The organism is uncultured Microbacterium sp. (assembly GCF_945952435.1).
GTDB lineage: Bacteria > Actinomycetota > Actinomycetes > Actinomycetales > Microbacteriaceae > Microbacterium.
Genome location: NZ_CAMFHZ010000025.1, coordinates 21,058 through 41,078, shown reverse-complemented (window position 1 = coordinate 41,078; position 20,021 = coordinate 21,058). Strand labels below are relative to the sequence as shown.

Genomic DNA, 20,021 nt, shown 5'->3' with positions numbered 1-20,021 from the left:
CCGTCGCACTGGCGGCGTGACTACAACCTGTCACCTATCCGTGCAGCAGTCCCCCGGGAGCGTCGAGGACTGGCTCAGCGCCCAGAACAACGCCGTGGTGTCGCGGGTCGTCCTCGAAGCCATCCGCCCGTACCGGGAGGGTGCGCCGCTCCGAGGGCACGCGGTGATGGTCAGCCTGCAGAAGCGTCTGGTTCGCCTCGGGGCGGAGGGGCACCCGGGCACGCCGGGGGCGCTGTCGTTCCTGCGCGACCGGTGGCTGGCATCGGAGCACACGCCGGGTGAGGACCCGAGGACCGAGTGGTGGGTCGCGCTGAAAGGCGCGGTCGAGAAGTACGGAGGCAACTGATGGCACCGAAGAAGACCAACGCGGAGGATGCGCCGACGCCGGGTGTCGCGTTCACCGATGAGCCGTCCGACGTTCTCGCGCAGACGGTCGTGGATGGCCCTGCACCTGAGGTGCCGCTCGCGGACCCGAAGATGTTCGAGCCGCTCAACACTTCGAAGTGGTTCGAGGGGGAGTGGCTGCCGCCAAAGCGCATCGGTCGAGGAGCGATCCTGCTCGACGGTCACCTCAACTGGCTCGACGGTGAATCCGGGTCGGCCAAGACGTGGCTGGCCGCGTCGTGGGCGCTCGACTTCCTCCGCGACGGTCGCAAGGTCGGCTGGCTCGATGAGGAAATGGGCGAGCCGGGGCTCCGAGAGCGAATGCTGAATGTCGGCGCGACGATCATCGACCTCGCCAACTTCGACGCACTCGAACCGATGTCGCGCGACCTCGCCACCTACGTGTCGCAGTTCCACGACTGGGCGGCGACGCTCGGCAAGGGTGCGCTGCTGGTGATCGACTCGGCCGCCCCGGTCCTCGCCGCCGCAGGCGTCGAGGAGAACAGCAACGGCGAGGTGACGCAGTTCCTCAGTCGCGTCGTGCTCCCGCTGTCGCGCCGCCTCGGCATCACGGTGCTGGTGATCGACCACAAGTCGAAGGACGCCAACGGGTCGAAGTACAGCCGAGGTGCCGGGTCGAAGCGCAACATTTCGGATGCCTATTTCTCGGTGCGGAAGATCACGCCGCTGACCAAGGAGCAGGACGGCCAGTACGAGCTGATGGTCATCAAGGATCGCGGCGCGAAGTACGCCGAAGATGACCTGTTCGACGTGGCCGCGAAGCGGGGAGTGCGACACGAGGTCGAGTGGGTGTTCACGCGCCTCGATGCCGCCGAGAAGATGCGACGCAAGGAGGCCAAGGCCGAACGCGGCGCGAATGACCTCACCGAGAAGATCATCGGCACACTCTGCCGGATTTACGACGAGGGCATGTCGGCGTCGAAGCTCCGCGACGAGATCGGCGGTGCGGACTCCGACATCAAGGAAGCCCTCAAAGCAGCAGAGGCTCTCGGGCGAGTCGCGCAGGACGGCCCCTCCGCTGGCGGTCACAAGACATGGCGCGTCACCGAATCCGAACGTGCCACGCAGGCGAAGGGGATCAGCGATGTGCCGTGACCACCGCCGGCCTAGTTCTTCTAGTTCTTCCCGAAGAGGTGCCGAAGAACTTCGCGACTGCCCAGTTCCTAGTTCTTCTAGTTCTTCCCGCCCCTTAGGGCGGAAGAACAGGAAGGCACTAAGGACAGTTCTTCCCGCCACCAACAACAACCCACCCCGTCTTTACGACCCTTCACGCGCGAGAGGAGCGCATCGATGAACGACAAGAGCAGCATCCCGCAGTTCAAGATCCCCGAATGGCTCCGGCCCCACGTCGCAGAAGTCCGCACATGGGGACCGGTCGGCGGAGAAGACACCGACTGCTGGGTCGAAGGGTGCACGCGCTCGCCGCACCTGCACGGCCTCTGCCGCCGCCACTACTTCCGCGCCTCGGAGAAGTGGAAGCGCCCCCGTGCCCGCAAGGCCGAGAGGAGCGAGCGATGAGCGAGCAGCAGCACGAAACCGACGAGGTGGGGGTGATCGACTCCTTGCGCGCGCCCGCGCGGAATCTGCATGAGACGTGGCGCTCGGACCTCACCAAGACGGCGGGTCAGTTGATGGCCGAGGAGGGCATCGACCGCAAGGAGGCACAGAACCGGGTCTTGTGGGCGCGCCGTCAGCAGAAGCGCGAGGACAAGGCATTCGCCTTCGCGGAGGCGCTCGCCGCGAAGCACGCCGCGAGGCGCAGACCTGAGCCGGGGCGCACGCCCTCGCTGCAAACCGAGACCAGCAGCACCAACAACAACGACCAGGAGGTCACGCAGTGAACAGCAAGCAGCAGATCAAGATCAACCGCGCCGAGGCCGAGTACGCCGAGGCGGTCGCCCAGGCGCAGGCGGTGCCCTCGGGCTACACGCGCCGCCAGGTGAAGAAGGCCGACCGGGCGCGCAAGCTCGCGGCCCTGCCCATGTGGAAGCGGGTAGTGCCGTCCGTAGTCATCGTCGGGCTCTTCGTGATCGTCGTGGCCTCGTGCACCGCGAACGGCCAGGCCGACCGCGCCGAGGTAGAACGGTGCATCGCCGCCCAGGAGTCGGCGCTGGCCGACGCGGGTTCGGAGCGGGCGCTGACGACCGAGGAGGTCGCCGCCTGCAATGACCCCGCGAAGCGCGCCTGGATTCTCGGGGAGCAGTGATGGCGGCTCCGGGCCTGGCGCGTCCGCCCCCGCGCGGTCCCGCCGCCGACAACCAGCAACCAACCAAGGAGAGCAAGACCATGACCATCATCAGCCCCAAGTTCATCGAGGACGCCAACCTCCTCGATATCGAGGCCGAACTCGACCGGGCCCGTGAAGCGCTCAACGAGGCACGCGCCCAGCTCCACCGCGAAGCCGAGTACGTGCTCGTGACCGTCGAGTACAGACACGGCGAAGACGGCGAACCCGTCGAGGACCGCGACATCACGTACGACGGCGACTTCGTGAAAGCCGTGATCGCCGTGAAGCAGGCTCGCGCCCGTATGGACGACCTCGAACTGCGCGAGTTCGAGGCGCGCCAGCGCTGAACCCAACACCGCCGGGGGCTGGGCGACTGGCCCCCGGCATCAACCGCAACCAAGGAGATCAACATGACCACGACCGTCGACCTCGAACCGTACGACGCCGACGCACCCGGCATCCCCGAGTACGTCCGCCAGAACCGCCGCATCGGCAACTTCTTCGCCGCCTACCCGGCAATGCGGACCCCGACCGAGAAGCTGACCCTCCGCGACGCCCTCGAACGGATGGCGATCTCGAACCCTCACTGGCGTAAGCGGGTGTTCCTCGGGCACCGGGACACCGGGGAGGAAATGCTCGCCTACGCGCGGTTCCTCGGGGCGGAGCTCGACGACCTCGTGTCGCCCGAGTTCACCCACCAGCTCGGACTGCACCTGTACGGGCTGTACCAGGCCGCGTGGGACGAGCGGACCAGCACGGAGGAGGGCCGCGCCTACATCGCCGCCGTCCGCAAGCAGATGGGGCGGGTGCTCTGATGAGCAAGCAGGAGAAGACCGAGGCACGCATCGTCCGGTGCCAGCGACTGATCGTGCTCGGGATCATCGCGCAGAAGGCCGGTGACGCCGACGAGGAGGCCCGCTACCTCGCGCTCTATGAGCGCGAGTTCGCGAAGCTCCCGCACGTCCACCAACTGATCCCGGTCCACGAACACGAGGTGGCCCAGCCGGTCCAGCAGATGTTCAACCGCCACGGCGTCCTCGGGATGCGGGAGCGCGCGGTGGCAGAGGACTGGACGGCGGAGTTCGCGGAGCAGTGACGGCGGGATACCCCTACCGCCCGCCCTGACTCCATGCCCCGTAGTCACGCTCTGGCGTGGTCAATTGTGCAGCGAATTTCGGCCTGGTGGACTTCCGCCCGAAGTCCAATATCCACGGGCTCAACAGCAACTTCCTAGGAGAACTGATGGCACTCGACCTCGGCACCCTCGTCGCCAAAGTCCGAGTCGATGACGACGACTTCGACAAGAAGACCAGCGGATGGTCGCAGAAGGGCGCAGGCATCGCCTCGGCCTTCGGCAACCTCGCGGCGGACGCCATCAGCCAGGCATCCAACATGCTCGTGGACTTCGTGGGCGACGCCGCCGAAGCGTCCGACGCCACCGACAAGTTCCGCAAGACCCTGGACTTCTCGGGCCTCAGCACGTCGGCAATCGACGCCCTGACCGCCTCGACCCAGGCGTACGCCGACGCCACCGTCTACAGCCTCGGGGACATCCAGAACATCACGGCCCAACTCGCATCCAACGGCGTGCAGGGACCGGACGAGCTGGCCAAGGCCCTCGGCAACCTGAACGCCGTGGCCGGTGGCAACGCTGAGACCTTCGGTCGGGTGGGCTCCGTCCTCACGCAGACGACCTCGCTGGGCCAACTCAACACCGAGAACTGGCGGCAGATGGCCGAGGCGATCCCCGGCGCGACGGGCGCGGTCAAGGATGCACTCGCCCAGGCCGGGGCCTACACCGGCAACTTCGAGCAGGCGCTCTCCGAAGGTCAGATCACCGCCGAGGAGTTCAACGCCGCCCTGATGACCGTGGGCACCGACCCCATCGCTGTGGAGGCCGCGAAGAGCACCGAGACCTTCGAGGGCGCGGCGGGTAACCTATCGGCCACCATCCAGGGCAAGCTCGTCGAAGCGCTCAACATGGTAAAGGGGCCGATCACCGACTTCCAGAACGGGCTGTCCTGGTTCATCGACAACATCGCGCAGTTCACCCCACTCCTGGCGGGGCTTGGGGCCGCGATCCTGGTCGCAGTGGCACCCGCGATCTGGGCCGCTGTGACCGCGACGTGGGCCTGGACCGCCGCCCTGCTCGCCAACCCCATCACGTGGATCGTCCTGGCAGTGGGGGCGCTGGTCGCGGCCATCGTGTGGCTGGTCATGAACTGGGACACCGCCGTCGCGTGGGTGACCGAGGTGTGGGGCGGCTTCGTCGACTGGATCACGGGCGTCATCGACGGCTTCGTAGCCTGGTGGAACGGAATCTGGGCAGCGGTCGGCGCGTGGATCACCTCGGTCTGGGAGGGGTTCGTCGGCTTCGTCAGCGACGTGTTCCGCAACTTCATGCTGGGCATCCAGATCATCGGCAACGCCATCGCCTCGTGGTGGAACGGCCTCTGGTCGGGCATCGGCTCGTTCTTCACCGACCTCTGGACCAACATCGTCAACTTCGTGCAGGGCGTCATCCAGGGCTACGTGTCGTTCGTCATGGGGATCTTCAACGGGTTCCTGGGGTTCTGGAACGGGCTGTGGACGAACGTCGGCAACTTCTTCCGCACGACCTGGGACGGCGCGCTCGCGTTCGTGCGAGGTATCCCGCAGGCGATCTTCGACGTGTTCACCGGGGCGGCGACCTGGCTCTACGACATCGGCAAGAACATCGTCCAGGGGCTCTGGAACGGCCTCAAGGCGATCTGGGAGTCGGTCAGCTCGTGGTTCCAGGACACCTTCGGCGGGATCATCGACACGGTGGCCGGGATCTTCGGCATCCACTCGCCCAGCCGGGTGTTCAGCGAGTTCGGTGTCTTCATCGGTGAGGGTCTGATCGAGGGTCTCGCGAAGATCCAGCCCGACGTCGAGAACGCGTTCACGGACATGGAGCGGGTGCCTTCGACCGGCGGCTGGAACTCTGCCGGTGCGGATGCTCCGGTCTCGGGTGGCAACACGCGGAACATCACGGTGCAGATGTTCGAGCCCCAGCACCCCGACACGGAGGAGGCGCTGTACCACGCGCTCGGCTCGCCTCGGGTGCGCGACTGATGCCCGGGCTTACAGCAGGAGCGTCCGTCCCGGCGACGGCTTCCGCTCTCCACGCCTCTCCGGCGAACTCGCACCCCGTGACCCTCCTCCCGGGCCTCACTGACACCGCGAGTTCGCCGGAGATACCTCCGCAGGCAGGGGAAACCCGCTCCCGGCCCACGCTGACCACGGCGCAGACCGACAAGCTGATCGAGGACGTGCTCGCGCGGCACACTCAGAGCTTCGCCGCGCTGGACGCGTTCGAGGATCTGAGCCACGGTCTACTGCTCGCTCGCGAGAAGCGCCAGGAAGTGCCCTGCCTCGGGCCGGGTGCGGAGGCATGGACCTCGGACGACGAGACCGACCAGGAACTCGCCGCCGACCTCTGCCTGCTCTGCCCGGTGTTCACGCTCTGCCAGCGGTACGCCGACGAAGCGAAGCCGGAGGCGGGGACGTGGGCGGGTGTGACGCGCGATCCTGCGAAGGACCAGACCGGCAGGCTCAGGCAGCGCAGGCCAGGCATGTGTGTCCGTGGCCTACACGACGTGACGCGACCCGGTGCGGTCTACACGTCACCGCGTGGCCGCAAGGAGTGTATGGAGTGCCGCAACGCTCGCCAACAGCGGGGGACCAGGCGCACCGAGCGTCAACGTCCGCCGCGCACGGGGCGTCGGTGGAATCCGGGGACGCGTGAATGCCGGTGCGGGTGCGCCGGGGTGACCAAGGGCGGCAACTATCTCCCGGGCCACGACAGCCAGCACCTCGCGCGGCTTACCAAGGAGGTCCGCGGCGGGCGGTCGCTGGATGACGCGCTGGTCGAGGTCGCGCACTCCGAGCGCCTCGGGGTGAAGCTCCGCGCCTGGCTCGGGAAATAGCCCTGATGAACGACCAATTGTGCCGAAAACACGGGCATGTTTTCATTGAAAGTGAGACAAGAAAGCCCCGGTCAGAAGCCAAATCCAGGAGATACCCCATGAACACGAAGGCCACCGCCACCAGCAAGACCACCGAAGCCCGCGCTTGCGCGTGCGGCACCTGCCACGAAGCCGTCAGCGCCAAGGCGACTTACCGCCCGGGCCACGACGCCCGCCACGTCAGCTACCTGCTCCAGGGGCTCGTCAACAGCTACGCGGACGGCCAGCCCGTCACCAAGGCGCTCATCAACGGCATGGCGAAGGAGCTTCCCAGCGAGCCACTCCGCGCCAAGTTCCTCCGCGCCGCCGACCGCCTCGTCGCGAAGGAGACCGAGGCCGCGAAGGCGAAGGCCGACGCCGCGAAGGAGGCGAAGGCCGCGTGAACGTCCACGACGACCAAGCACGCTCCGCCGAGATCGCGGGCGAGATCGGCCAGCGCATCCTCGCCAGGCAGGCCGCGCAGTCCGACGACTGGGCGAGCCTGCCCGAGAACCTGAACCCCACGGAGGCGGGCGCGCACATCGCGCTCGTGTCCGTGGCGGACCCGTACACCCGCTTGGAGCCGAACGCGACCGGCGTGGTCGAGTCCGTCGATGACGCCGGGACCGTTCACGTCGCCTGGGACGACGGCTCGACGCTCGGGCTCATCCCCGGAGTGGACCACTGGCGACGCATCCACCCGCGCTGGCTCCCGACCCCGATGGAGGAGGTCAAGTGATGACCATGACCGCCGAGCACACCAAGACGTGTTCCCACTGCACCCGAGACCTGCCGCTGTCGGCGTTCGCCCGCCGCAGACGAGGAGCCGAGACCCGCCAGGCGTGGTGCCGCGACTGCATCAACCAGACCCGCCGCGAGGCATACGCCCGAGCCCACGGGAGGACCGCATGAGCATCAGCAAGACCCGCGCCGCGACGTACCGGCGAGTCTCATCGGAGGGCCAGCGCGACAACACGTCACTGCCCGAGCAGAAGCGGCTGACCCGCGCGGAAGCGGAGCGCCGCGACTGGGAGATCGTGGCCGAGTACGCCGACGAGGGTATCTCGGGCAAGCTGGAGGACCGCCCCGGGTGGCAGCAGATGCTCAGGGACGCCAAGGACGGCAAGTTCGACGCGCTGATCGTGCTCAACGTCAAACGGTTCAGCCGGAACAGCGCCCACGCGATCCAGCAGGCGAACAACCTGCACGAGCTGGGCGTGTCCATCGTGTCCCTCAGGGAGAAGTTCGACTACTCGACGCCCGCCGGTCGAGCGATGTACGGCGTGATGGCTGTCTTCGCAGAACTCGACCGGGAAACCATCGTCGAGGGCACCGCTGCCGGTCAGCGTGGCGCGGCGCGGATGGGTCGGTGGCCGGGATCAAAGCCCCCGTTCGGCTGGCGGCTCGAAGGGCTCAAGAAGGACGCCCGCCCCGTACCGGACGAGCGGGAACGCGAGGTGCTCCGCACGATGCACCAGCTGTTCGTCAAGGAGCGCCTGAGCACCGCCGAGGTGGCCGAGCGCCTCAACCTCATGGGGCTCCGCCCGCGCCAGGCCGCAACGTGGCAGTACCAGACCGTCCGGCAGACCGCGACGAACCCGACCCTGTGGACGGGAGAGTCCGAATGGGGGGCGGCGGTGCGGGGCAACTACCGCCCGCATCGCAAGGTCACCAAGATGAACCGCGACGGCACGCCCAAGTACGGCGACACCGTGACGGTCGAACTCGGCAACCCAGTGTTCACCCGGCAGGAGTGGCAGGCGCTCCAGCGCGCGGTGAACCGCCGTGCAGGGTGGTCGCCCTCGGCACCCCAGCGGCAGATGCTGACCGGGCGGCTGTTCGGCCCGTGCGAGTTCGGCAAGCACTACGACGGGGTGACCACGAAGTCCCGCCCGTCCCACTGGTACACGTGTGCCGGTCGCCGCTACCGGTCGAAGGAGCAGCCGCGCTGTACCTGCACCCAGATCAAGGGACCGGCCATCGACGAGCCGGTGTGGGCCGAACTCGCCGCGATGCTGGCCGACCCCGAGCGGCTGGAGCGCCTCGCGCGCCAGTGGCTCGAACTGGACGACGACGCAGACCTGAACGACGAGGCCCCGATGACCGCCGCGCTCCGCAAGCAGGAGGCCACTCTGGAACGGGCGATGACTCGGGCCAAGGACCTGTACCTGATGGCCGACGACCCCGCCGAGCACCTGGCGACGGTCGAGCGGCTCCGGGGCGAGCTCGCGGACGTGCGGGAGCGCCTGGAGGCTATGGCCTCGATGCAGACCCGGCGCGCGGACCAGGCCCAGCGGATCACGGACGTGGCGGCGCTCGCGGAGCGGGCTCGTGGCCGTCTGGCGGACGCATCGGCGGCGATGCGCCGTGAGGTGGTGGAGCTGCTCGACGTGCGGGTGATCGTGTCGGACATCGTGGCCGGACGGCCCCAGGCGATCACCATTCACGGGGTGCTCGACCCGTCGATGTTCCTCCCGGCGGATGCGGCAGAACGCAAGCCAGCCCAGCAGGGAGGCTCCTGCCTCTGGTCTTTCTCATCCTGCCTCTCAGCGTGCTGTTCGCCGTATTCCCCGGCATCTTCATCCTGCGTCTCGGGCTCGGCTGACCGCCTTCCGGAAAGGACAATCCATGTTCAGAACTCCCTCTCGCGCGTTTCCTCCGCCCTCGGGGAACGGCGAACCGGATGATGCCGAGCGGGGCGACGTCCCCGGCTGGGTTCTCATTACCCTGATGACGGCGGCGCTGGTCGTCCTGATCTGGGCCGTCGCCGGGCCGGCGCTGACGCACCTGTTCGAGCAAGCCATCTCGCGAGTCGGCGGTCTCTGAGATCGGCATGTCCGACGATCTGTGGCCTCCCCACGTGACGGGCGATCGGGCCCATGCGACCGGCGATCGGGGATCCAGTCCCGTTGAGTTCGTGCTCGTCGGGGCCCTGCTCACGGTTCTCACTCTCAGCGTGATCCAGCTCGGGCTCGGCCTCTACGTGCGCAACGTCGTGCACGACGCGGCGGTGGAGGGCGCGCATGTCGCGGCGCTCGCCGACACCGATCGGGCCGAAGGCGTGCAGCGGACCCGGCTCCTGATCTCCCGCGCTGTGGGATCCGCGTTCGCCACCGACGTCCGCGCGCGCGAGTCCACGGCGCTCGGCACCGCGACCGTCGAGATCACGGTGCGCACGACGCTGCCTCTCATCGGGCTGATCGGCGTTCCGTCCGGGCTGGAGGTGACCGGACGTGCTCCCGTGGAGAGGCTCGCGGAGGAACACTGAGACGTGGGTGCTCACGCGGCCATATCGGCTGACCGAGCACGCTCGACGTTTCGAGCCCGCCCGACCGGCCGAGCGCATCCGACTCGGACTCGACTTCGCGCCGGCGGACGGCGTCCCGCCCGCGGAGCGAGGCAGGGAAGCCGGGTCGGCGGCTCTCGAGTTCATCGCGCTGGGAGTCATCCTGCTCGTACCTCTGGTGTATCTCGTCCTCGCTCTCGGCGCAATCCAGGATCAGACCCTGGGCGTCGAGTCGACGGCGCGGCACGCCGCGCGCACGATGAGCGCCGCGTCCGATGCCGACGACGCGCAGGCGAGGGCCGCCGCAGCGGTCCGATCCGGCGTCGAGGACTACGACCTGGATCGGGATGCCGTCACCATCGAGGTCCGCTGCGCGCCCGCCGGCGTCGACTGTTCCTCCGCGGGGGCGACCGTGGTGGTCACCGTGCGCGCGACGGTCCGGCTGCCCCTGCTGCCCTCCATCCTCGGCCTCGATCGCGTCGCGACGGTCCCGGTGCAGGCGAGTTCCGCATACAAGGTCTCGCGGACATGGACAGGTCGATGAGCGGCGCGCGGGGAAGTGTCGGTCGGCCGAGGCCGGGTCCGCCGCCCGACGCGGGAAGCATCCTTCCGCTGATCCTCGGCTACGCCCTGCTCGCAATCGCCCTCATCGTCGTGTGCGTCTGTGCGACCGATCTGTACGTCGCTCAAAAGCGCCTGGACTCGGTCGCCGATGCGGCCGCGCTCGCCGGAGCCGACGGATTCCGGGTCGAAGTGCAGGGCACCACGATCCGCGCCGAGCTGACGGATGACGACGTCCGGGCCAAAGCCGGGGCCGTACTCGATGTGCTCGACGACGGGTCCGAACTCGTCTCCGCGGAAAGCCCGGACGGCGTGTCCGCCCGGGTGGTCATCCGCACGACCTGGACGCCGCCGCTGGTCGGCGACTTCGTCCCGCCGCTGCTGACGCTGCACGCGACGGGGACGAGCAGGACGGCCCTCGGATGACGGCGGAGGGGGATCGTGCCTCAGTCTCCGCGACGCACGCGGTAGACCGTGAGTGCCCGGCGCACGGCGCGCACGCGCAGCGTGTCCGCGGGATCGCCGACCTCTCCGTCGCGGGCGACGCGTTCGGGTCCGTCCGGCAGCGTGATCTCCAGCTCCGGAGCGGACACCTCGTGGTACTGCTTCACCCTCGCGAGCTGTCCGGTGAGGGTCGCCAGCAACACGACGAATCGCGACCAGCGACTCGACACGTCGAGGATGCGCAGATCCAGCAGCCCGTCCTGGAGATCCTCGCGTTCGCTCGGTGCGAAGCCGCGCGGTACGTACTGTCCGTTGCCGACGAACAGCAGACTCGACTCCCGCGTGGCTCCATCGACCGTGACGGCCACGGACCGATCCCTCGACATCGTGCGCCAGCCGGCGACGAGTGCGGCGAGGGGCTTGCCGATCCTCTTCTCCAGGCTCTCGCGGATGCGCACGAAGTCGGTGTAGGCGCCGACACTGGCCGTGTTGAGGAAGATCTCGTCGTTCAGGTAACCGACATCGACCTTTCCCGCCGTGCCGCGGCGGATCGCGTCGACGGTGCGTGTCGCAGGATACGCGCCGATCGCACGCGCGAAGTGATTGAACGTCCCGGCGGGGAAGACCGCCAGCGGCAGGTCGTGATCGATCGCCGCCTGCGCGGCGACGCCGACCGTCCCATCGCCGCCGGCCACGGCCAGCACCTCCGCCTCGGACGCAGCCTGCGCCATCACCGCGCCCACGTCGTCGCCGTGGCGCAACTCGACGATCCGCATCTTCGGGAGGCGACGGTGCAGGCTCTTCGACAGCTTCGCACCGCGCCCGCTGTGCGAGGCGGGGTTGACGACGAGCGTCACCCCCTCGCCGCGCGGACGGGGGGCGAGCTCGTCCAGCTCCCGAGGAGCCGACACGGTCGGCACGGGAACGGGGGGTACGAGCCGGCGCCCGATCGCGGCCACCGTGCTGCCGAGGACGAGTCCTGCCGCCACGTCGGAGGGATAGTGTGCCCCCGTCGCGACGCGCGAGAAGCCGACGAGCCCTGCGAGCACCTGCAGGGGTACGGCGAGCGCCGGCATCTCGGCCGACACGCCGGCCGCGAAGGCCGCGGCACTGGCCGAGTGCCCGCTCGGAAAGGACGAGGAAAGAGGCGCGTGTCGAGAAAGGCGACCCAGGGGGACGAGGGTCCGCACCGGTCGTTCGCGATGGTGCAGACGTTTCGCGAGCTGGTTGGCGATCAGACTGGTCGCGCCCAGCGTGATCACTCCGCGCAGCGCCGCGCGCCGGGGGCGGGCACGCCCCGTCAACGCGAGGGCGCCCGCGATGCCCAACCAGAGCATCGAGTGGTCCGCGACATTCGTGAGCTTCGGCATCCAGCGGTCCAGCACGGGGCTCGGGGTGGACGCGATCGCCGAGAAGACGGCCGAGTCCAGGGCGTGGATCTGCTCCCGAGCCTCGTAGGCCGCCTGGCGGACCTCGCCCGGTCGACCGTGCCGCTGCGGCAGGAGCCTGTGCGCCTGTCGGCCCTGCGTCTGCCTGCTCTGCGTCTGCCGGCCCGCCGTCTTCCTCCGCTGCGCCATCCGCCACCTCCGGGATTCACGTTAGCGAACCGGCCGCGCATCGGTGCGCCGCCGTGCGGGCCCGGCCCTCCGGAGCACGCGTCAGCGGAGGGACGATTCGGTCCGCGGGTGTGGTAGCTGTGGAGCATGCGCGCGCGATCCTGGATCCCGGCGGTCGTCGCGCTCCTCGCCTACGTGCTGCTCTGGGTCGCGTGGGCGGCGGGGGCGCCGGCGGTCGCGGCGATCGATCGTGCTCTGCTCGATGGTGCCGTGTCGCTGGCGGCGGGCCGACCGGGCTGGGTGCAGGGGTGGGACGCGTTCTGTCGCGCGGGGAGTCCGGCGGTCCTGCGGGTCCTGCTGATCGCACCCATCATCTGGCTCGGGGTGCGGCGGCGCTGGCGCGCTGCGCTCTTTCTGCTCGTCGCCGGCGAGGGGAGCGGACTGGTCGACACCCTTGCGAAGGCGCTTGCCCAGCGTCCGCGTCCGGCCGGAGCCCTGGTGCCCGCGTGGGGCTCGTCGTTCCCCTCCGGGCACGCGCTGGGGACCCTCGTGATCGTCCTGGCGGTTCTCGCCGTGGTCCTGCCCCACGTCGGGCCGCGGTCGCGTGCGCTGCTGAGCGCGGTGGGGCTGTTGTTCGCGATGGCGATCGGGGTCGGACGGGTGATGCTGCTGGTGCACCATCCGAGCGACGTGCTCGCGGGGTGGCTCCTGGGGTATGCGTTCTTCACGCTGTGCCGGGGAATCCTCGGCCCTTCCTCGACGGCTGCTCGGGTGCCGTCGCCGACGACGACCGCGCCTTCGCCGTCCGGAGCGTCGTCCACGTCGCCTCGTCGTGTCCGTGCGTCACGGGGCGGGGCGACGCGGCACGAAACGGGGGATGTAGCGGATGAAGCCGATCGCCCCGAGGACTCCGATCGCACCCATCGCCGCGGCACCCACGGCGAGTGAGCTGAGCGCAGCCACACCGGAGAAGATCAGCGGCGCCACGGCTCCGCCGGCATCGGTCAGGGTCCGCCACGACCCCAGGAACGCGGCCGGCTCTGACTGCGGGGCGACGTCGGCGCCGAGCGTGAGCAGGATTCCGCTAGACAGGCCGTTGCCGACGCCGAGCACCGCGGCGATCATGCCGAACCACAGCACGTTGGTCGCGACGTCATGGGTGATCGACAGCACGAGGAACCCGGCGCCCATGAGCACCATCGCCGGCAACGCCGCCCAGAGCCGGCCGAAGCGGTCCATGACCTGGCCGCTCGCATAGAACAGGGCGAAGTCGATCGCACCCGAGACGCCGACGACCAGCGCGATCGAGGAGGCGTCGAGGCCGATCGACACCCCCCACAGCGGCAGCACGACCTGGCGGGCCGACCGCACCGCCGACAGGCTCGCGGCCGACAGTCCCAGACGGGAGAGCACGCCCCGGTACCGCCAGAGCGTGCGGAAGACGCCGGCGCGCTCGACAACGGGAATGGATCCGCTGACCGCCTCGCCCGAGTCCTCCCTGTCTCCGTCGTCGCTGTGCACGTCGTCGCTATGCACGTCGTCCCTGTGCACGTCGCGATCCATCGCGGTGGCCTGGGCCTCCGGATCCGGTCCGAACAGCACGAGCACGATCAGAGCGACCAGGCACACGGAGAAGAACCACAGCGCCGCGTTCTCCGTGTGGAAGACGGCGAGGAGCGCCGCGGCGACGAACGGTCCTACGAACATGCCGGCGCGGAACGATCCGCCCAGCAGCGACAACGCCCTGGCGCGGAACACGAGGGGCACCCGCGTCGTCATGAAGGCGTGGCGAGCGAGCCCGAACGCCGCGGCCGACATGCCTACGACGAACACGGCGACGCTGAACAGCGCGAGGCCGGGAGCCAGAGCGGTCGCGACCACCCCGAGAAGCGAGACCGCACCTGCGATCACCATCGTCACCCGTTCGCCGAGCCTCGCGACCAGCCACCCCGCCGGGATGTTCCCGCAGAGCTGCCCCACCACGAGCGCCGAGGCGATGAGACCGGCGGACGCGAGAGTCGCTCCGCGGCTCGCGGCGATCACCGGGATCAGCGGAACGACGGCGCCCTCGCCGAGCGAGAAGAGCAGGGTGGGCAGGTACACCATCGGCCCGAACTTCCACAGCACCGAGATCGCACGTTCCGCCACGCTCCCACGGTAGTCCCGCGGAGGAGCCGGTTCGCCACGGCCGCGGCGCGCGCGATACTCTGGACTGCCATGCTCGAACTTGATCTCTCCGCCGAAATCGCGGCCCTCCGTCAGACCTTCGGCGACATCCGCGAGGTCGTCGACGTCGATTCCCTCCGCGCCGACATCGAACGTCTCAGCGAGGAGGCCGGCGCCCCCGACCTCTGGGACGATCCGGAGAAGGCGCAGAAGGTGACCAGCGCGCTGAGCCACCGTCAGGCGGAGCTCAAGCGCGTCACCGAGGTCGAGCAGCGCCTCGACGACCTCGAGGTCCTCGTCGGCCTGGCCAACGAGATGGAGGACGAGGACTCCGCCGCCGAGGCGCGCACCGAGCTCGCCGCCCTCACCGAGACCATCAACCAGCTCGAGGTGCAGACCCTCCTCGACGGCGAGTACGACGAGCGCGCCGCGATCATCACGATCCGCTCGGGCGCGGGAGGCGACGACGCCACGGACTTCGCCGAGATGCTGCTGCGCATGTACCTCCGCTGGGCCGAGCGCCACAAGTACCCCGTCAAGGTCATGGACACGTCCTACGCCGAGGGCGCGGGCATCAAGTCGACGACGTTCGAGGTCGACGCGCCGTACGCGTTCGGCACGCTCTCCGTCGAGGCCGGCACGCATCGCCTGGCACGGATCAGCCCGTTCGGATCCGCCGACAAGCGCCAGACGTCCTTCGCCGCGGTCGAGGTCATCCCGCTCATGGAGGAGGCGACCGAGGTCGACATCCCCGAGGGCGACATCCGCGTCGACGTCTTCCGCTCCTCGGGCCCGGGGGGACAGTCCGTGAACACGACCGACTCCGCCGTGCGCCTCACGCACCTCCCGACCGGCATCGTCGTGTCGATGCAGAACGAGAAGTCGCAGATCCAGAACCGCGCCGCGGCGATGCGCGTGCTGCAGACCCGCCTGCTGCTGCTGCAGAAGGAGGAGGAGGCAGCGAAGAAGAAGGAGCTCGCCGGCAACATCACGGCGAGCTGGGGCGACCAGATGCGCTCCTACTTCCTCTACGGTCAGCAGCTCGTCAAGGATCTTCGCACCGGGTTCGAGTCGGGGAACCCGACGACCGTCTTCGACGGCGACCTCGACGGCTTCATCTCGGCGGGTATCCGCTGGCGCAAGCGTAAGGACGACGACGACTGAGTCGTTCCCAGCCGATGTCCGGTTCCGCCGCGTAAGGTCACGGCCGATGGAATCGACACGCAGAGTGGCCGCGGCGGCCGCGATCACGGCCTTCCTCGTCCCGTTCGCCGTGACGACCGCCCTCACGGCCCAGGCGTCGGACGTGCCGGCCCGTCACGGCGTCTCCCTGGTGGTGGATCCGCAGTCCTACACGGTCGCGTCCGCGGCGCGTCACCCCGACGTCGCCCGGGCGGTCTTCGAAAGCTACACGCCGCCTCCGCCGCCGGCGGCCGCCGCACAGCCCGCGGCGACGTCCGAGGCTCAGGAGACCTCCTCGACGTCGTCGATCTCCGCGCAGGCGTTCTCCGGAGAGGCCGTCGTCGACTATGCGTCGCAGTTCGTCGGCGTCGTGCCCTACGGCCTGGGCAACGATCCGAGCGACTCCTTCTCCTGCGACGGCTTCGTGCAGTACGTCTTCGGGCACTTCGGGATCAGCCTGCCGCGCGGCGCGGACTACCAGGCCGCACTGGGCACGGTGATCCCGGCGAGCGAGGCGAGGGCCGGGGACCTGATCTGGTACCCGGGGCGCCACATCGGCATCTACGACGGTGCGGGAGGAGTGATCGACTCGCCCGACTGGGGGCGCTTCGTCGAGCACCACGCCCCGTGGCCCAGTTCCGGTACTCCGGTCTACGTGCGTCTCTGAGGGTCGCCGATCGCGACGGCGGAGATGGCATCCTCGTCGCCGTCGCGATCGGTTGCTCGATCATGATCAACCGTTCAGGTGCTGCACGGCGTAGTCGGCTTCTTCCTGCGTGAACTGCTCGCCGTATTCGCTCGTGAGTTGGTCGCGGATCGCTTCGGGCGACATGGACATCTGCGACTGGTAGTCCTTGGCCTTGGCCAGCGCGTTCGCGTTCCAGTCCGCCTTCACGTTGTCGATCGCGTACTGGGCCGCCTCCGGGGAGAACTTCTCGCCGTACTCCGACGTGAGCTGTCGATAGACGCCTGCCTTGCTCATGTGCAGGATGTTCGAATATTGGGTGGCCTTCGTCAGCGCCGAGCGGTACTCCACCGGGACGTCGGGCACGGCGGGGGGAGGGGTGGTCGCCACGGGCGACGGCGTCGTCGTCTCCACCGGGACAGCGGACTCCGCGGGGACCGTCGCTTCCGGCTCAGCGTCGGCGGAGGATGCGGTGGATGCCACGTGCGTTCCGATCGCGGCGATCCCCAGCGTCATGCCCGTCGAGGCCAGAACCGCGATCCCGGCCAGCACGATAGCCGTGACGCCGAGACCCTTCGACTGGCGCCGAAGCAGGGCGAAGATTCCGAGGCCGACGCCGGCCAACCCGAGAAGGATTCCGAGTACCGGGACCAGTCCGGTGAGGAACGCGACGATTCCGACGACGAGGGCGGCGATCGCGAGGCCCTTCGCCTTTCCGGAGACGCCCGAGACAGGTGGTGTGGTTCCCGGGGCGTCCGTCACCGGGATAGTCGGCGTCTCCGTGACGCCCGGCGAGGCGTGCGTCGCGGGAACGTCGGTCGCCGCATCGGCGTACTGTTCCGTCCACTGCTGGCCGTCCCACCAGCGCTGTCGTCCGGAACCGTCGTCGTACCACCCTGCGGGCGCGTCCATAAGCTCTCCTAGCGTTCAGCTAAATTCGGGCAATTGCTCAGCATATTGTCAGATACGTCGGTCGGACGCCACCGCGTCCGACGGCCGCGTCGCTGCTCCGAGGGCCGAACCGCGGCGCGCGGGTGTCGCTCGCGGGCTGCGCGCCAGGCCCGCTTAGGCTCTACACGCCATGATCCGATTCGAGAACGTCACCAAGCGCTATCGCGGGACGAAGCGCCCCGCGCTGTCCGGGGTCGATTTCGAGGTGCAGCGAGGCGAGTTCGTCTTCCTCGTCGGCGCGTCGGGATCCGGGAAGTCGTCCTGCCTCCAGCTCATCCTCCGCGAGGAGTCCCCGACCTCCGGCCGCGTCGCCGTGCTCGGTCGCGACCTGAAGACCATCGCGAACCGCAAGGTGCCGTACTTCCGGCGCAGCATCGGATCCGTGTTCCAGGACTTCCGCCTGCTGCCTTCGAAGACCGTCTATCAGAACGTGGCGTTCACGCTGCAGGTCACCGGATCGTCCCGCGGCTTCATCCAGCAGGCGGTGCCGGAGGCGCTCGCGCTGGTCGGGCTCAGCGGCAAGGAGAAGCGTCTCCCGCACGAACTGTCCGGTGGTGAGCAGCAGCGCGTCGCGATCGCGCGCGCCATCGTCAACCGTCCGCAGATCGTGCTCGCGGACGAGCCGACCGGAAACCTCGACCCCGCGACCTCGGTCGACATCATGCAGCTGCTCGCGCGGATCAACGCGGGAGGCACGACCGTGCTGATGGCGACGCACGAGGCCGCGTTCGTCGACCAGATGCAGCGCCGTGTGATCGAGCTGCGCGACGGCGAGCTCGTCCGCGACGAACTGGGCGGCGGTTACGGCGACACCTCCAACGTGCCGCTGCTGACGCCGGAGGCGATCCGCGGGGCCGCCGCGGCCGCCGCGCTCACGGCCGTCCTGGAAGTGCAGCGCGAGACCGAGGCGGCGATCTCGGGGCCGATCGCGGCTTCCGCGCTCGTCGTCGACGGGCCCGGCGAACGGTCGGAGACGATCGTGCAGGCGGCGCCGTCCGCCGAGGAGAGCGGGCCGGCCACGCCTCCGATCGTGGTTCCGCCCGTGGACCTGGCAGAACTGGGGGTCGCAGACCGGCTCGGCCTCGACAAAGGCGACGACGAGGAAGTGGGCCCCGTCTCATGAGGTTCGGACTCATTCTGGGCGAGGCCCTCACGGGGCTGCGCCGCAACGCGTCGATGGTCATCTCGGTCGTCCTCGTCACGTTCGTCTCCCTGACGTTCGTCGGGGCGGCGATCCTCATGCAGGCCCAGATCGGGACGATGCGCGCCTACTGGCAGGACCGCGCACAGGTCGCCGTCTACATGTGCTCGTCGGTGTCGACCTCGGCCAGCTGCGCGGACGGCGCGGCGACCGAGGAGCAGATCCAGGCGGTCAGGGCCGAGCTCGACAGCGACACCCTCAAGCCGCTCATCGCGAAGATGAGCTTCCAGACCTCGGAAGAGGCCTATAAGGAGACGCTCACGCTCGTCGGCAAGGACTACGCCGGGGTGCTCAGCGCCGACCAGGTCAACGCGGTCTTCAAGGTCAACCTCAAGGATCAGACTCAGTCGTCCGTGATCGCCGAGGCGTTCCACAACGCCAAGGGCGTCGACGAGGTCAAGGACCAGCTGGAGTACCTCGATCCGCTCTTCAACGCGCTCACGGTGGCGACCTACATCGCGATCGGCATCGCCGTGCTCATGCTGATCGCGGCGGTGCTCCTGATCGGCACGACGATCCGATTGTCGGCCTATGCGCGGCGCCGGGAGATCGGGATCATGCGTCTCGTGGGCGCATCGAACCGCTTCATCCAGACGCCGTTCGTGCTGGAGGGCGTGTTCGCCGCCGTGATCGGCTCCGTGCTGGCGAGCGTGACGGTGCTGCTGGGCGTGCAGTTCGGCGTGCACGACTACCTCAGCAAGCGCGTGCCCTTCATCACGACCTGGGTCGGCCTGCAGGAGGCGGCGCTGGTCGTCCCGGTCCTCATCGGGATCGGTGTGGTCCTCGCCGCGCTGAGCGCCGGATTCGCGATCCGTCGCTGGCTCCGCGCCTAGCGGCCCGCCGCTTCTGTATATACTGGCGGGCTGGCCGTTCGGCCGGATCACCATCGACACATGCAGGAGACAGCCATGCCCAGGGAACGCGGGGAGAAGGTCATCGCGACCAATCGTCGCGCACGTCACGACTACAACCTCGAGAAGTCGTACGAGGCGGGACTCGTGCTCACGGGCACCGAGGTGAAGTCGCTGCGCCAGGGACGCGCCAACCTGACGGACGGATACGCGTTCATCAAGGGCAACGAGGCGTTCCTCGACGCCGTGCACATCCCGGAGTACTCGCAGGGGCACTGGACGAACCACTCGGCCAAGCGGATCCGCAAGCTCCTGCTGCACAAGGAGGAGATCGCGAAGCTCTCGCACGCGGTCTCCGCCGGCGGCTACACGCTCGTCCCCCTGCGGCTGTACTTCTCGGACGGGCGCGCCAAGGTCGAGATCGCGCTCGCGAAGGGCAAGCGCGAGTACGACAAGCGCCAGGCGCTGCGCGAACGGCAGGACTCCCGTGAGGCGGAGCGCGCCATGCGGCTGCGCAACCGCATGGGGGAGTAGCCGA

The 20,021-nt window shown here is 68.9% G+C and carries 27 protein-coding genes; 24 read left to right on the top strand and 3 right to left on the bottom strand.

What is annotated here, in order from left to right; genetic code table 11:
- The 18 genes from Q0P88_RS12790 to Q0P88_RS12705 all read left to right on the top strand — a co-directional run.
- A partial coding sequence (locus Q0P88_RS12790; RefSeq protein ID WP_295014738.1) for a hypothetical protein occupies positions 1-346 on the top strand: 346 nt, incomplete at its 5' end.
- Positions 301-1,500 (top strand): AAA family ATPase, encoded by a 1,200-nt coding sequence (locus Q0P88_RS12785; RefSeq protein WP_295014736.1) that lies wholly within the window; start codon positions 301-303, stop codon positions 1,498-1,500. The genes Q0P88_RS12790 and Q0P88_RS12785, both read left to right, overlap by 46 nt.
- Positions 1,501-1,695: 195 nt before the next feature.
- Positions 1,696-1,923: a hypothetical protein gene (locus Q0P88_RS12780; protein WP_295014734.1), complete on the top strand. Its 228-nt coding sequence runs from the start codon at positions 1,696-1,698 to the stop codon at positions 1,921-1,923.
- Complete coding sequence (locus Q0P88_RS12775; RefSeq protein ID WP_295014732.1) at positions 1,920-2,246, top strand: hypothetical protein; 327 nt, start codon at positions 1,920-1,922, stop codon at positions 2,244-2,246. Before Q0P88_RS12780 ends, Q0P88_RS12775 begins: the two co-directional genes overlap by 4 nt.
- Positions 2,243-2,611, top strand: coding sequence for a hypothetical protein (locus Q0P88_RS12770; protein ID WP_295014730.1), 369 nt, complete (start codon positions 2,243-2,245; stop codon positions 2,609-2,611). Before Q0P88_RS12775 ends, Q0P88_RS12770 begins: the two co-directional genes overlap by 4 nt.
- Positions 2,611-2,979 (top strand): hypothetical protein, encoded by a 369-nt coding sequence (locus tag Q0P88_RS12765; protein WP_295014728.1) that lies wholly within the window; start codon positions 2,611-2,613, stop codon positions 2,977-2,979. The genes Q0P88_RS12770 and Q0P88_RS12765 overlap by 1 nt, the downstream gene beginning before the upstream one ends.
- 63 nt (positions 2,980-3,042) lie before the next feature.
- Positions 3,043-3,447, top strand: coding sequence for a hypothetical protein (locus Q0P88_RS12760; protein ID WP_295014726.1), 405 nt, complete (start codon positions 3,043-3,045; stop codon positions 3,445-3,447).
- Entirely contained in the window at positions 3,447-3,728 is a 282-nt protein-coding gene (locus Q0P88_RS12755) for a hypothetical protein (RefSeq protein WP_295014724.1), read from the top strand. Before Q0P88_RS12760 ends, Q0P88_RS12755 begins: the two co-directional genes overlap by 1 nt.
- 146 nt (positions 3,729-3,874) lie before the next feature.
- Positions 3,875-5,728, top strand: coding sequence for a tape measure protein (locus Q0P88_RS12750; RefSeq protein WP_295014722.1), 1,854 nt, complete (start codon positions 3,875-3,877; stop codon positions 5,726-5,728).
- A 77-nt stretch (positions 5,729-5,805) separates the two neighbouring features.
- A complete protein-coding gene (locus Q0P88_RS12745; RefSeq protein ID WP_295014720.1) occupies positions 5,806-6,582 on the top strand; it encodes a WhiB family transcriptional regulator in 777 nt (258 codons plus the stop codon).
- Positions 6,583-6,680: 98 nt separating this feature from the next.
- On the top strand, positions 6,681-7,004 hold the full coding sequence (locus Q0P88_RS12740; RefSeq protein WP_295014718.1) for a hypothetical protein: 324 nt from the start codon (positions 6,681-6,683) through the stop codon (positions 7,002-7,004).
- Positions 7,001-7,339: a DUF4314 domain-containing protein gene (locus Q0P88_RS12735; protein ID WP_295014716.1), complete on the top strand. Its 339-nt coding sequence runs from the start codon at positions 7,001-7,003 to the stop codon at positions 7,337-7,339. The genes Q0P88_RS12740 and Q0P88_RS12735 overlap by 4 nt, the downstream gene beginning before the upstream one ends.
- Positions 7,339-7,512, top strand: coding sequence for a hypothetical protein (locus tag Q0P88_RS12730; protein ID WP_295014714.1), 174 nt, complete (start codon positions 7,339-7,341; stop codon positions 7,510-7,512). The genes Q0P88_RS12735 and Q0P88_RS12730 overlap by 1 nt, the downstream gene beginning before the upstream one ends.
- A complete protein-coding gene (locus tag Q0P88_RS12725) occupies positions 7,509-9,287 on the top strand; it encodes a recombinase family protein (RefSeq protein ID WP_295014712.1) in 1,779 nt (592 codons plus the stop codon). The genes Q0P88_RS12730 and Q0P88_RS12725 overlap by 4 nt, the downstream gene beginning before the upstream one ends.
- Positions 9,229-9,426 carry a hypothetical protein gene (locus Q0P88_RS12720; protein WP_295014710.1) on the top strand — a complete coding sequence of 66 codons (198 nt, stop codon included), beginning with the start codon at positions 9,229-9,231 and terminating at the stop codon, positions 9,424-9,426. The genes Q0P88_RS12725 and Q0P88_RS12720 overlap by 59 nt, the downstream gene beginning before the upstream one ends.
- A gap of 7 nt (positions 9,427-9,433) precedes the next feature.
- A complete protein-coding gene (locus tag Q0P88_RS12715) occupies positions 9,434-9,868 on the top strand; it encodes a TadE family protein (protein WP_295014708.1) in 435 nt (144 codons plus the stop codon).
- Positions 9,869-9,875: 7 nt separating this feature from the next.
- A complete protein-coding gene (locus tag Q0P88_RS12710; RefSeq protein ID WP_295014706.1) occupies positions 9,876-10,430 on the top strand; it encodes a TadE family protein in 555 nt (184 codons plus the stop codon).
- Positions 10,427-10,873, top strand: a complete 447-nt coding sequence (locus Q0P88_RS12705) for a pilus assembly protein TadG-related protein (protein ID WP_295014704.1) — start codon at positions 10,427-10,429, stop codon at positions 10,871-10,873. Before Q0P88_RS12710 ends, Q0P88_RS12705 begins: the two co-directional genes overlap by 4 nt.
- A gap of 20 nt (positions 10,874-10,893) precedes the next feature.
- Here Q0P88_RS12705 and Q0P88_RS12700 read toward each other — a convergent pair whose 3' ends face one another.
- A complete protein-coding gene (locus Q0P88_RS12700) occupies positions 10,894-12,468 on the bottom strand; it encodes a bifunctional phosphatase PAP2/diacylglycerol kinase family protein (RefSeq protein WP_295014702.1) in 1,575 nt (524 codons plus the stop codon).
- Between the two features lie 126 nt (positions 12,469-12,594).
- On the opposite strand from Q0P88_RS12700, the gene Q0P88_RS12695 reads away from it, so the two are divergent.
- Positions 12,595-13,395, top strand: coding sequence for a phosphatase PAP2 family protein (locus Q0P88_RS12695; RefSeq protein WP_295014700.1), 801 nt, complete (start codon positions 12,595-12,597; stop codon positions 13,393-13,395).
- On the opposite strand, the gene Q0P88_RS12690 is transcribed toward Q0P88_RS12695, so the two are convergent.
- Complete coding sequence (locus Q0P88_RS12690) at positions 13,291-14,553, bottom strand: MFS transporter (RefSeq protein ID WP_295014744.1); 1,263 nt, start codon at positions 14,551-14,553, stop codon at positions 13,291-13,293. The genes Q0P88_RS12695 and Q0P88_RS12690 overlap by 105 nt on opposite strands.
- A gap of 111 nt (positions 14,554-14,664) precedes the next feature.
- Between Q0P88_RS12690 and prfB the strand changes: the two genes are divergently transcribed.
- Together prfB and Q0P88_RS12680 are read left to right on the top strand one after the other, a co-directional pair.
- The gene (gene prfB / locus Q0P88_RS12685; RefSeq protein WP_295014698.1) at positions 14,665-15,777 is read left to right on the top strand and encodes a peptide chain release factor 2; all 1,113 of its coding nucleotides are present in this window, start codon (positions 14,665-14,667) and stop codon (positions 15,775-15,777) included.
- A gap of 46 nt (positions 15,778-15,823) precedes the next feature.
- Positions 15,824-16,462 carry a C40 family peptidase gene (locus tag Q0P88_RS12680; RefSeq protein ID WP_295014696.1) on the top strand — a complete coding sequence of 213 codons (639 nt, stop codon included), beginning with the start codon at positions 15,824-15,826 and terminating at the stop codon, positions 16,460-16,462.
- A gap of 66 nt (positions 16,463-16,528) precedes the next feature.
- On the opposite strand, the gene Q0P88_RS12675 is transcribed toward Q0P88_RS12680, so the two are convergent.
- Positions 16,529-17,392: an Ltp family lipoprotein gene (locus Q0P88_RS12675; RefSeq protein WP_295014694.1), complete on the bottom strand. Its 864-nt coding sequence runs from the start codon at positions 17,390-17,392 to the stop codon at positions 16,529-16,531.
- Between the two features lie 169 nt (positions 17,393-17,561).
- Here Q0P88_RS12675 and ftsE point away from each other — a divergent pair, with 169 nt between their 5' ends.
- The 3 genes from ftsE to smpB all read left to right on the top strand — a co-directional run bounded on the left by ftsE (position 17,562) and on the right by smpB (position 20,017).
- Positions 17,562-18,554, top strand: coding sequence for a cell division ATP-binding protein FtsE (gene ftsE / locus Q0P88_RS12670; RefSeq protein WP_295014692.1), 993 nt, complete (start codon positions 17,562-17,564; stop codon positions 18,552-18,554).
- On the top strand, positions 18,551-19,465 hold the full coding sequence (gene ftsX, locus Q0P88_RS12665) for a permease-like cell division protein FtsX (protein WP_295014690.1): 915 nt from the start codon (positions 18,551-18,553) through the stop codon (positions 19,463-19,465). Before ftsE ends, ftsX begins: the two co-directional genes overlap by 4 nt.
- Before the next feature lie 75 nt (positions 19,466-19,540).
- On the top strand, positions 19,541-20,017 hold the full coding sequence (gene smpB, locus Q0P88_RS12660; RefSeq protein WP_295014689.1) for an SsrA-binding protein SmpB: 477 nt from the start codon (positions 19,541-19,543) through the stop codon (positions 20,015-20,017).
- Positions 20,018-20,021: the final 4 nt, after the last annotated feature.

Bases quoted from the DNA above. Each gene is read 5' to 3' on its own strand.
- Q0P88_RS12725 (WP_295014712.1), top strand. From the start codon at position 7,509: ATGAGCATCAGCAAGACCCGCGCCGCGACGTACCGGCGAGTCTCATCG.
- ftsE (WP_295014692.1), top strand. From the start codon at position 17,562: ATGATCCGATTCGAGAACGTCACCAAGCGCTATCGCGGGACGAAGCGC.
- Q0P88_RS12740 (WP_295014718.1), top strand. From the start codon at position 6,681: ATGAACACGAAGGCCACCGCCACCAGCAAGACCACCGAAGCCCGCGCT.
- Q0P88_RS12705 (WP_295014704.1), top strand. From the start codon at position 10,427: ATGAGCGGCGCGCGGGGAAGTGTCGGTCGGCCGAGGCCGGGTCCGCCG.
- Q0P88_RS12750 (WP_295014722.1), top strand. From the start codon at position 3,875: ATGGCACTCGACCTCGGCACCCTCGTCGCCAAAGTCCGAGTCGATGAC.
- Q0P88_RS12775 (WP_295014732.1), top strand. From the start codon at position 1,920: ATGAGCGAGCAGCAGCACGAAACCGACGAGGTGGGGGTGATCGACTCC.
- Q0P88_RS12680 (WP_295014696.1), top strand. From the start codon at position 15,824: ATGGAATCGACACGCAGAGTGGCCGCGGCGGCCGCGATCACGGCCTTC.
- Q0P88_RS12675 (WP_295014694.1), bottom strand. From the start codon at position 17,392: ATGGACGCGCCCGCAGGGTGGTACGACGACGGTTCCGGACGACAGCGC.
- Q0P88_RS12715 (WP_295014708.1), top strand. From the start codon at position 9,434: ATGTCCGACGATCTGTGGCCTCCCCACGTGACGGGCGATCGGGCCCAT.
- Q0P88_RS12765 (WP_295014728.1), top strand. From the start codon at position 2,611: ATGGCGGCTCCGGGCCTGGCGCGTCCGCCCCCGCGCGGTCCCGCCGCC.
- Q0P88_RS12760 (WP_295014726.1), top strand. From the start codon at position 3,043: ATGACCACGACCGTCGACCTCGAACCGTACGACGCCGACGCACCCGGC.
- ftsX (WP_295014690.1), top strand. From the start codon at position 18,551: ATGAGGTTCGGACTCATTCTGGGCGAGGCCCTCACGGGGCTGCGCCGC.
- Q0P88_RS12730 (WP_295014714.1), top strand. From the start codon at position 7,339: ATGACCATGACCGCCGAGCACACCAAGACGTGTTCCCACTGCACCCGA.
- prfB (WP_295014698.1), top strand. From the start codon at position 14,665: ATGCTCGAACTTGATCTCTCCGCCGAAATCGCGGCCCTCCGTCAGACC.
- Q0P88_RS12695 (WP_295014700.1), top strand. From the start codon at position 12,595: ATGCGCGCGCGATCCTGGATCCCGGCGGTCGTCGCGCTCCTCGCCTAC.
- Q0P88_RS12755 (WP_295014724.1), top strand. From the start codon at position 3,447: ATGAGCAAGCAGGAGAAGACCGAGGCACGCATCGTCCGGTGCCAGCGA.
- Q0P88_RS12700 (WP_295014702.1), bottom strand. From the start codon at position 12,468: ATGGCGCAGCGGAGGAAGACGGCGGGCCGGCAGACGCAGAGCAGGCAG.
- Q0P88_RS12780 (WP_295014734.1), top strand. From the start codon at position 1,696: ATGAACGACAAGAGCAGCATCCCGCAGTTCAAGATCCCCGAATGGCTC.
- smpB (WP_295014689.1), top strand. From the start codon at position 19,541: ATGCCCAGGGAACGCGGGGAGAAGGTCATCGCGACCAATCGTCGCGCA.
- Q0P88_RS12720 (WP_295014710.1), top strand. From the start codon at position 9,229: ATGTTCAGAACTCCCTCTCGCGCGTTTCCTCCGCCCTCGGGGAACGGC.
- Q0P88_RS12690 (WP_295014744.1), bottom strand. From the start codon at position 14,553: ATGGTGTACCTGCCCACCCTGCTCTTCTCGCTCGGCGAGGGCGCCGTC.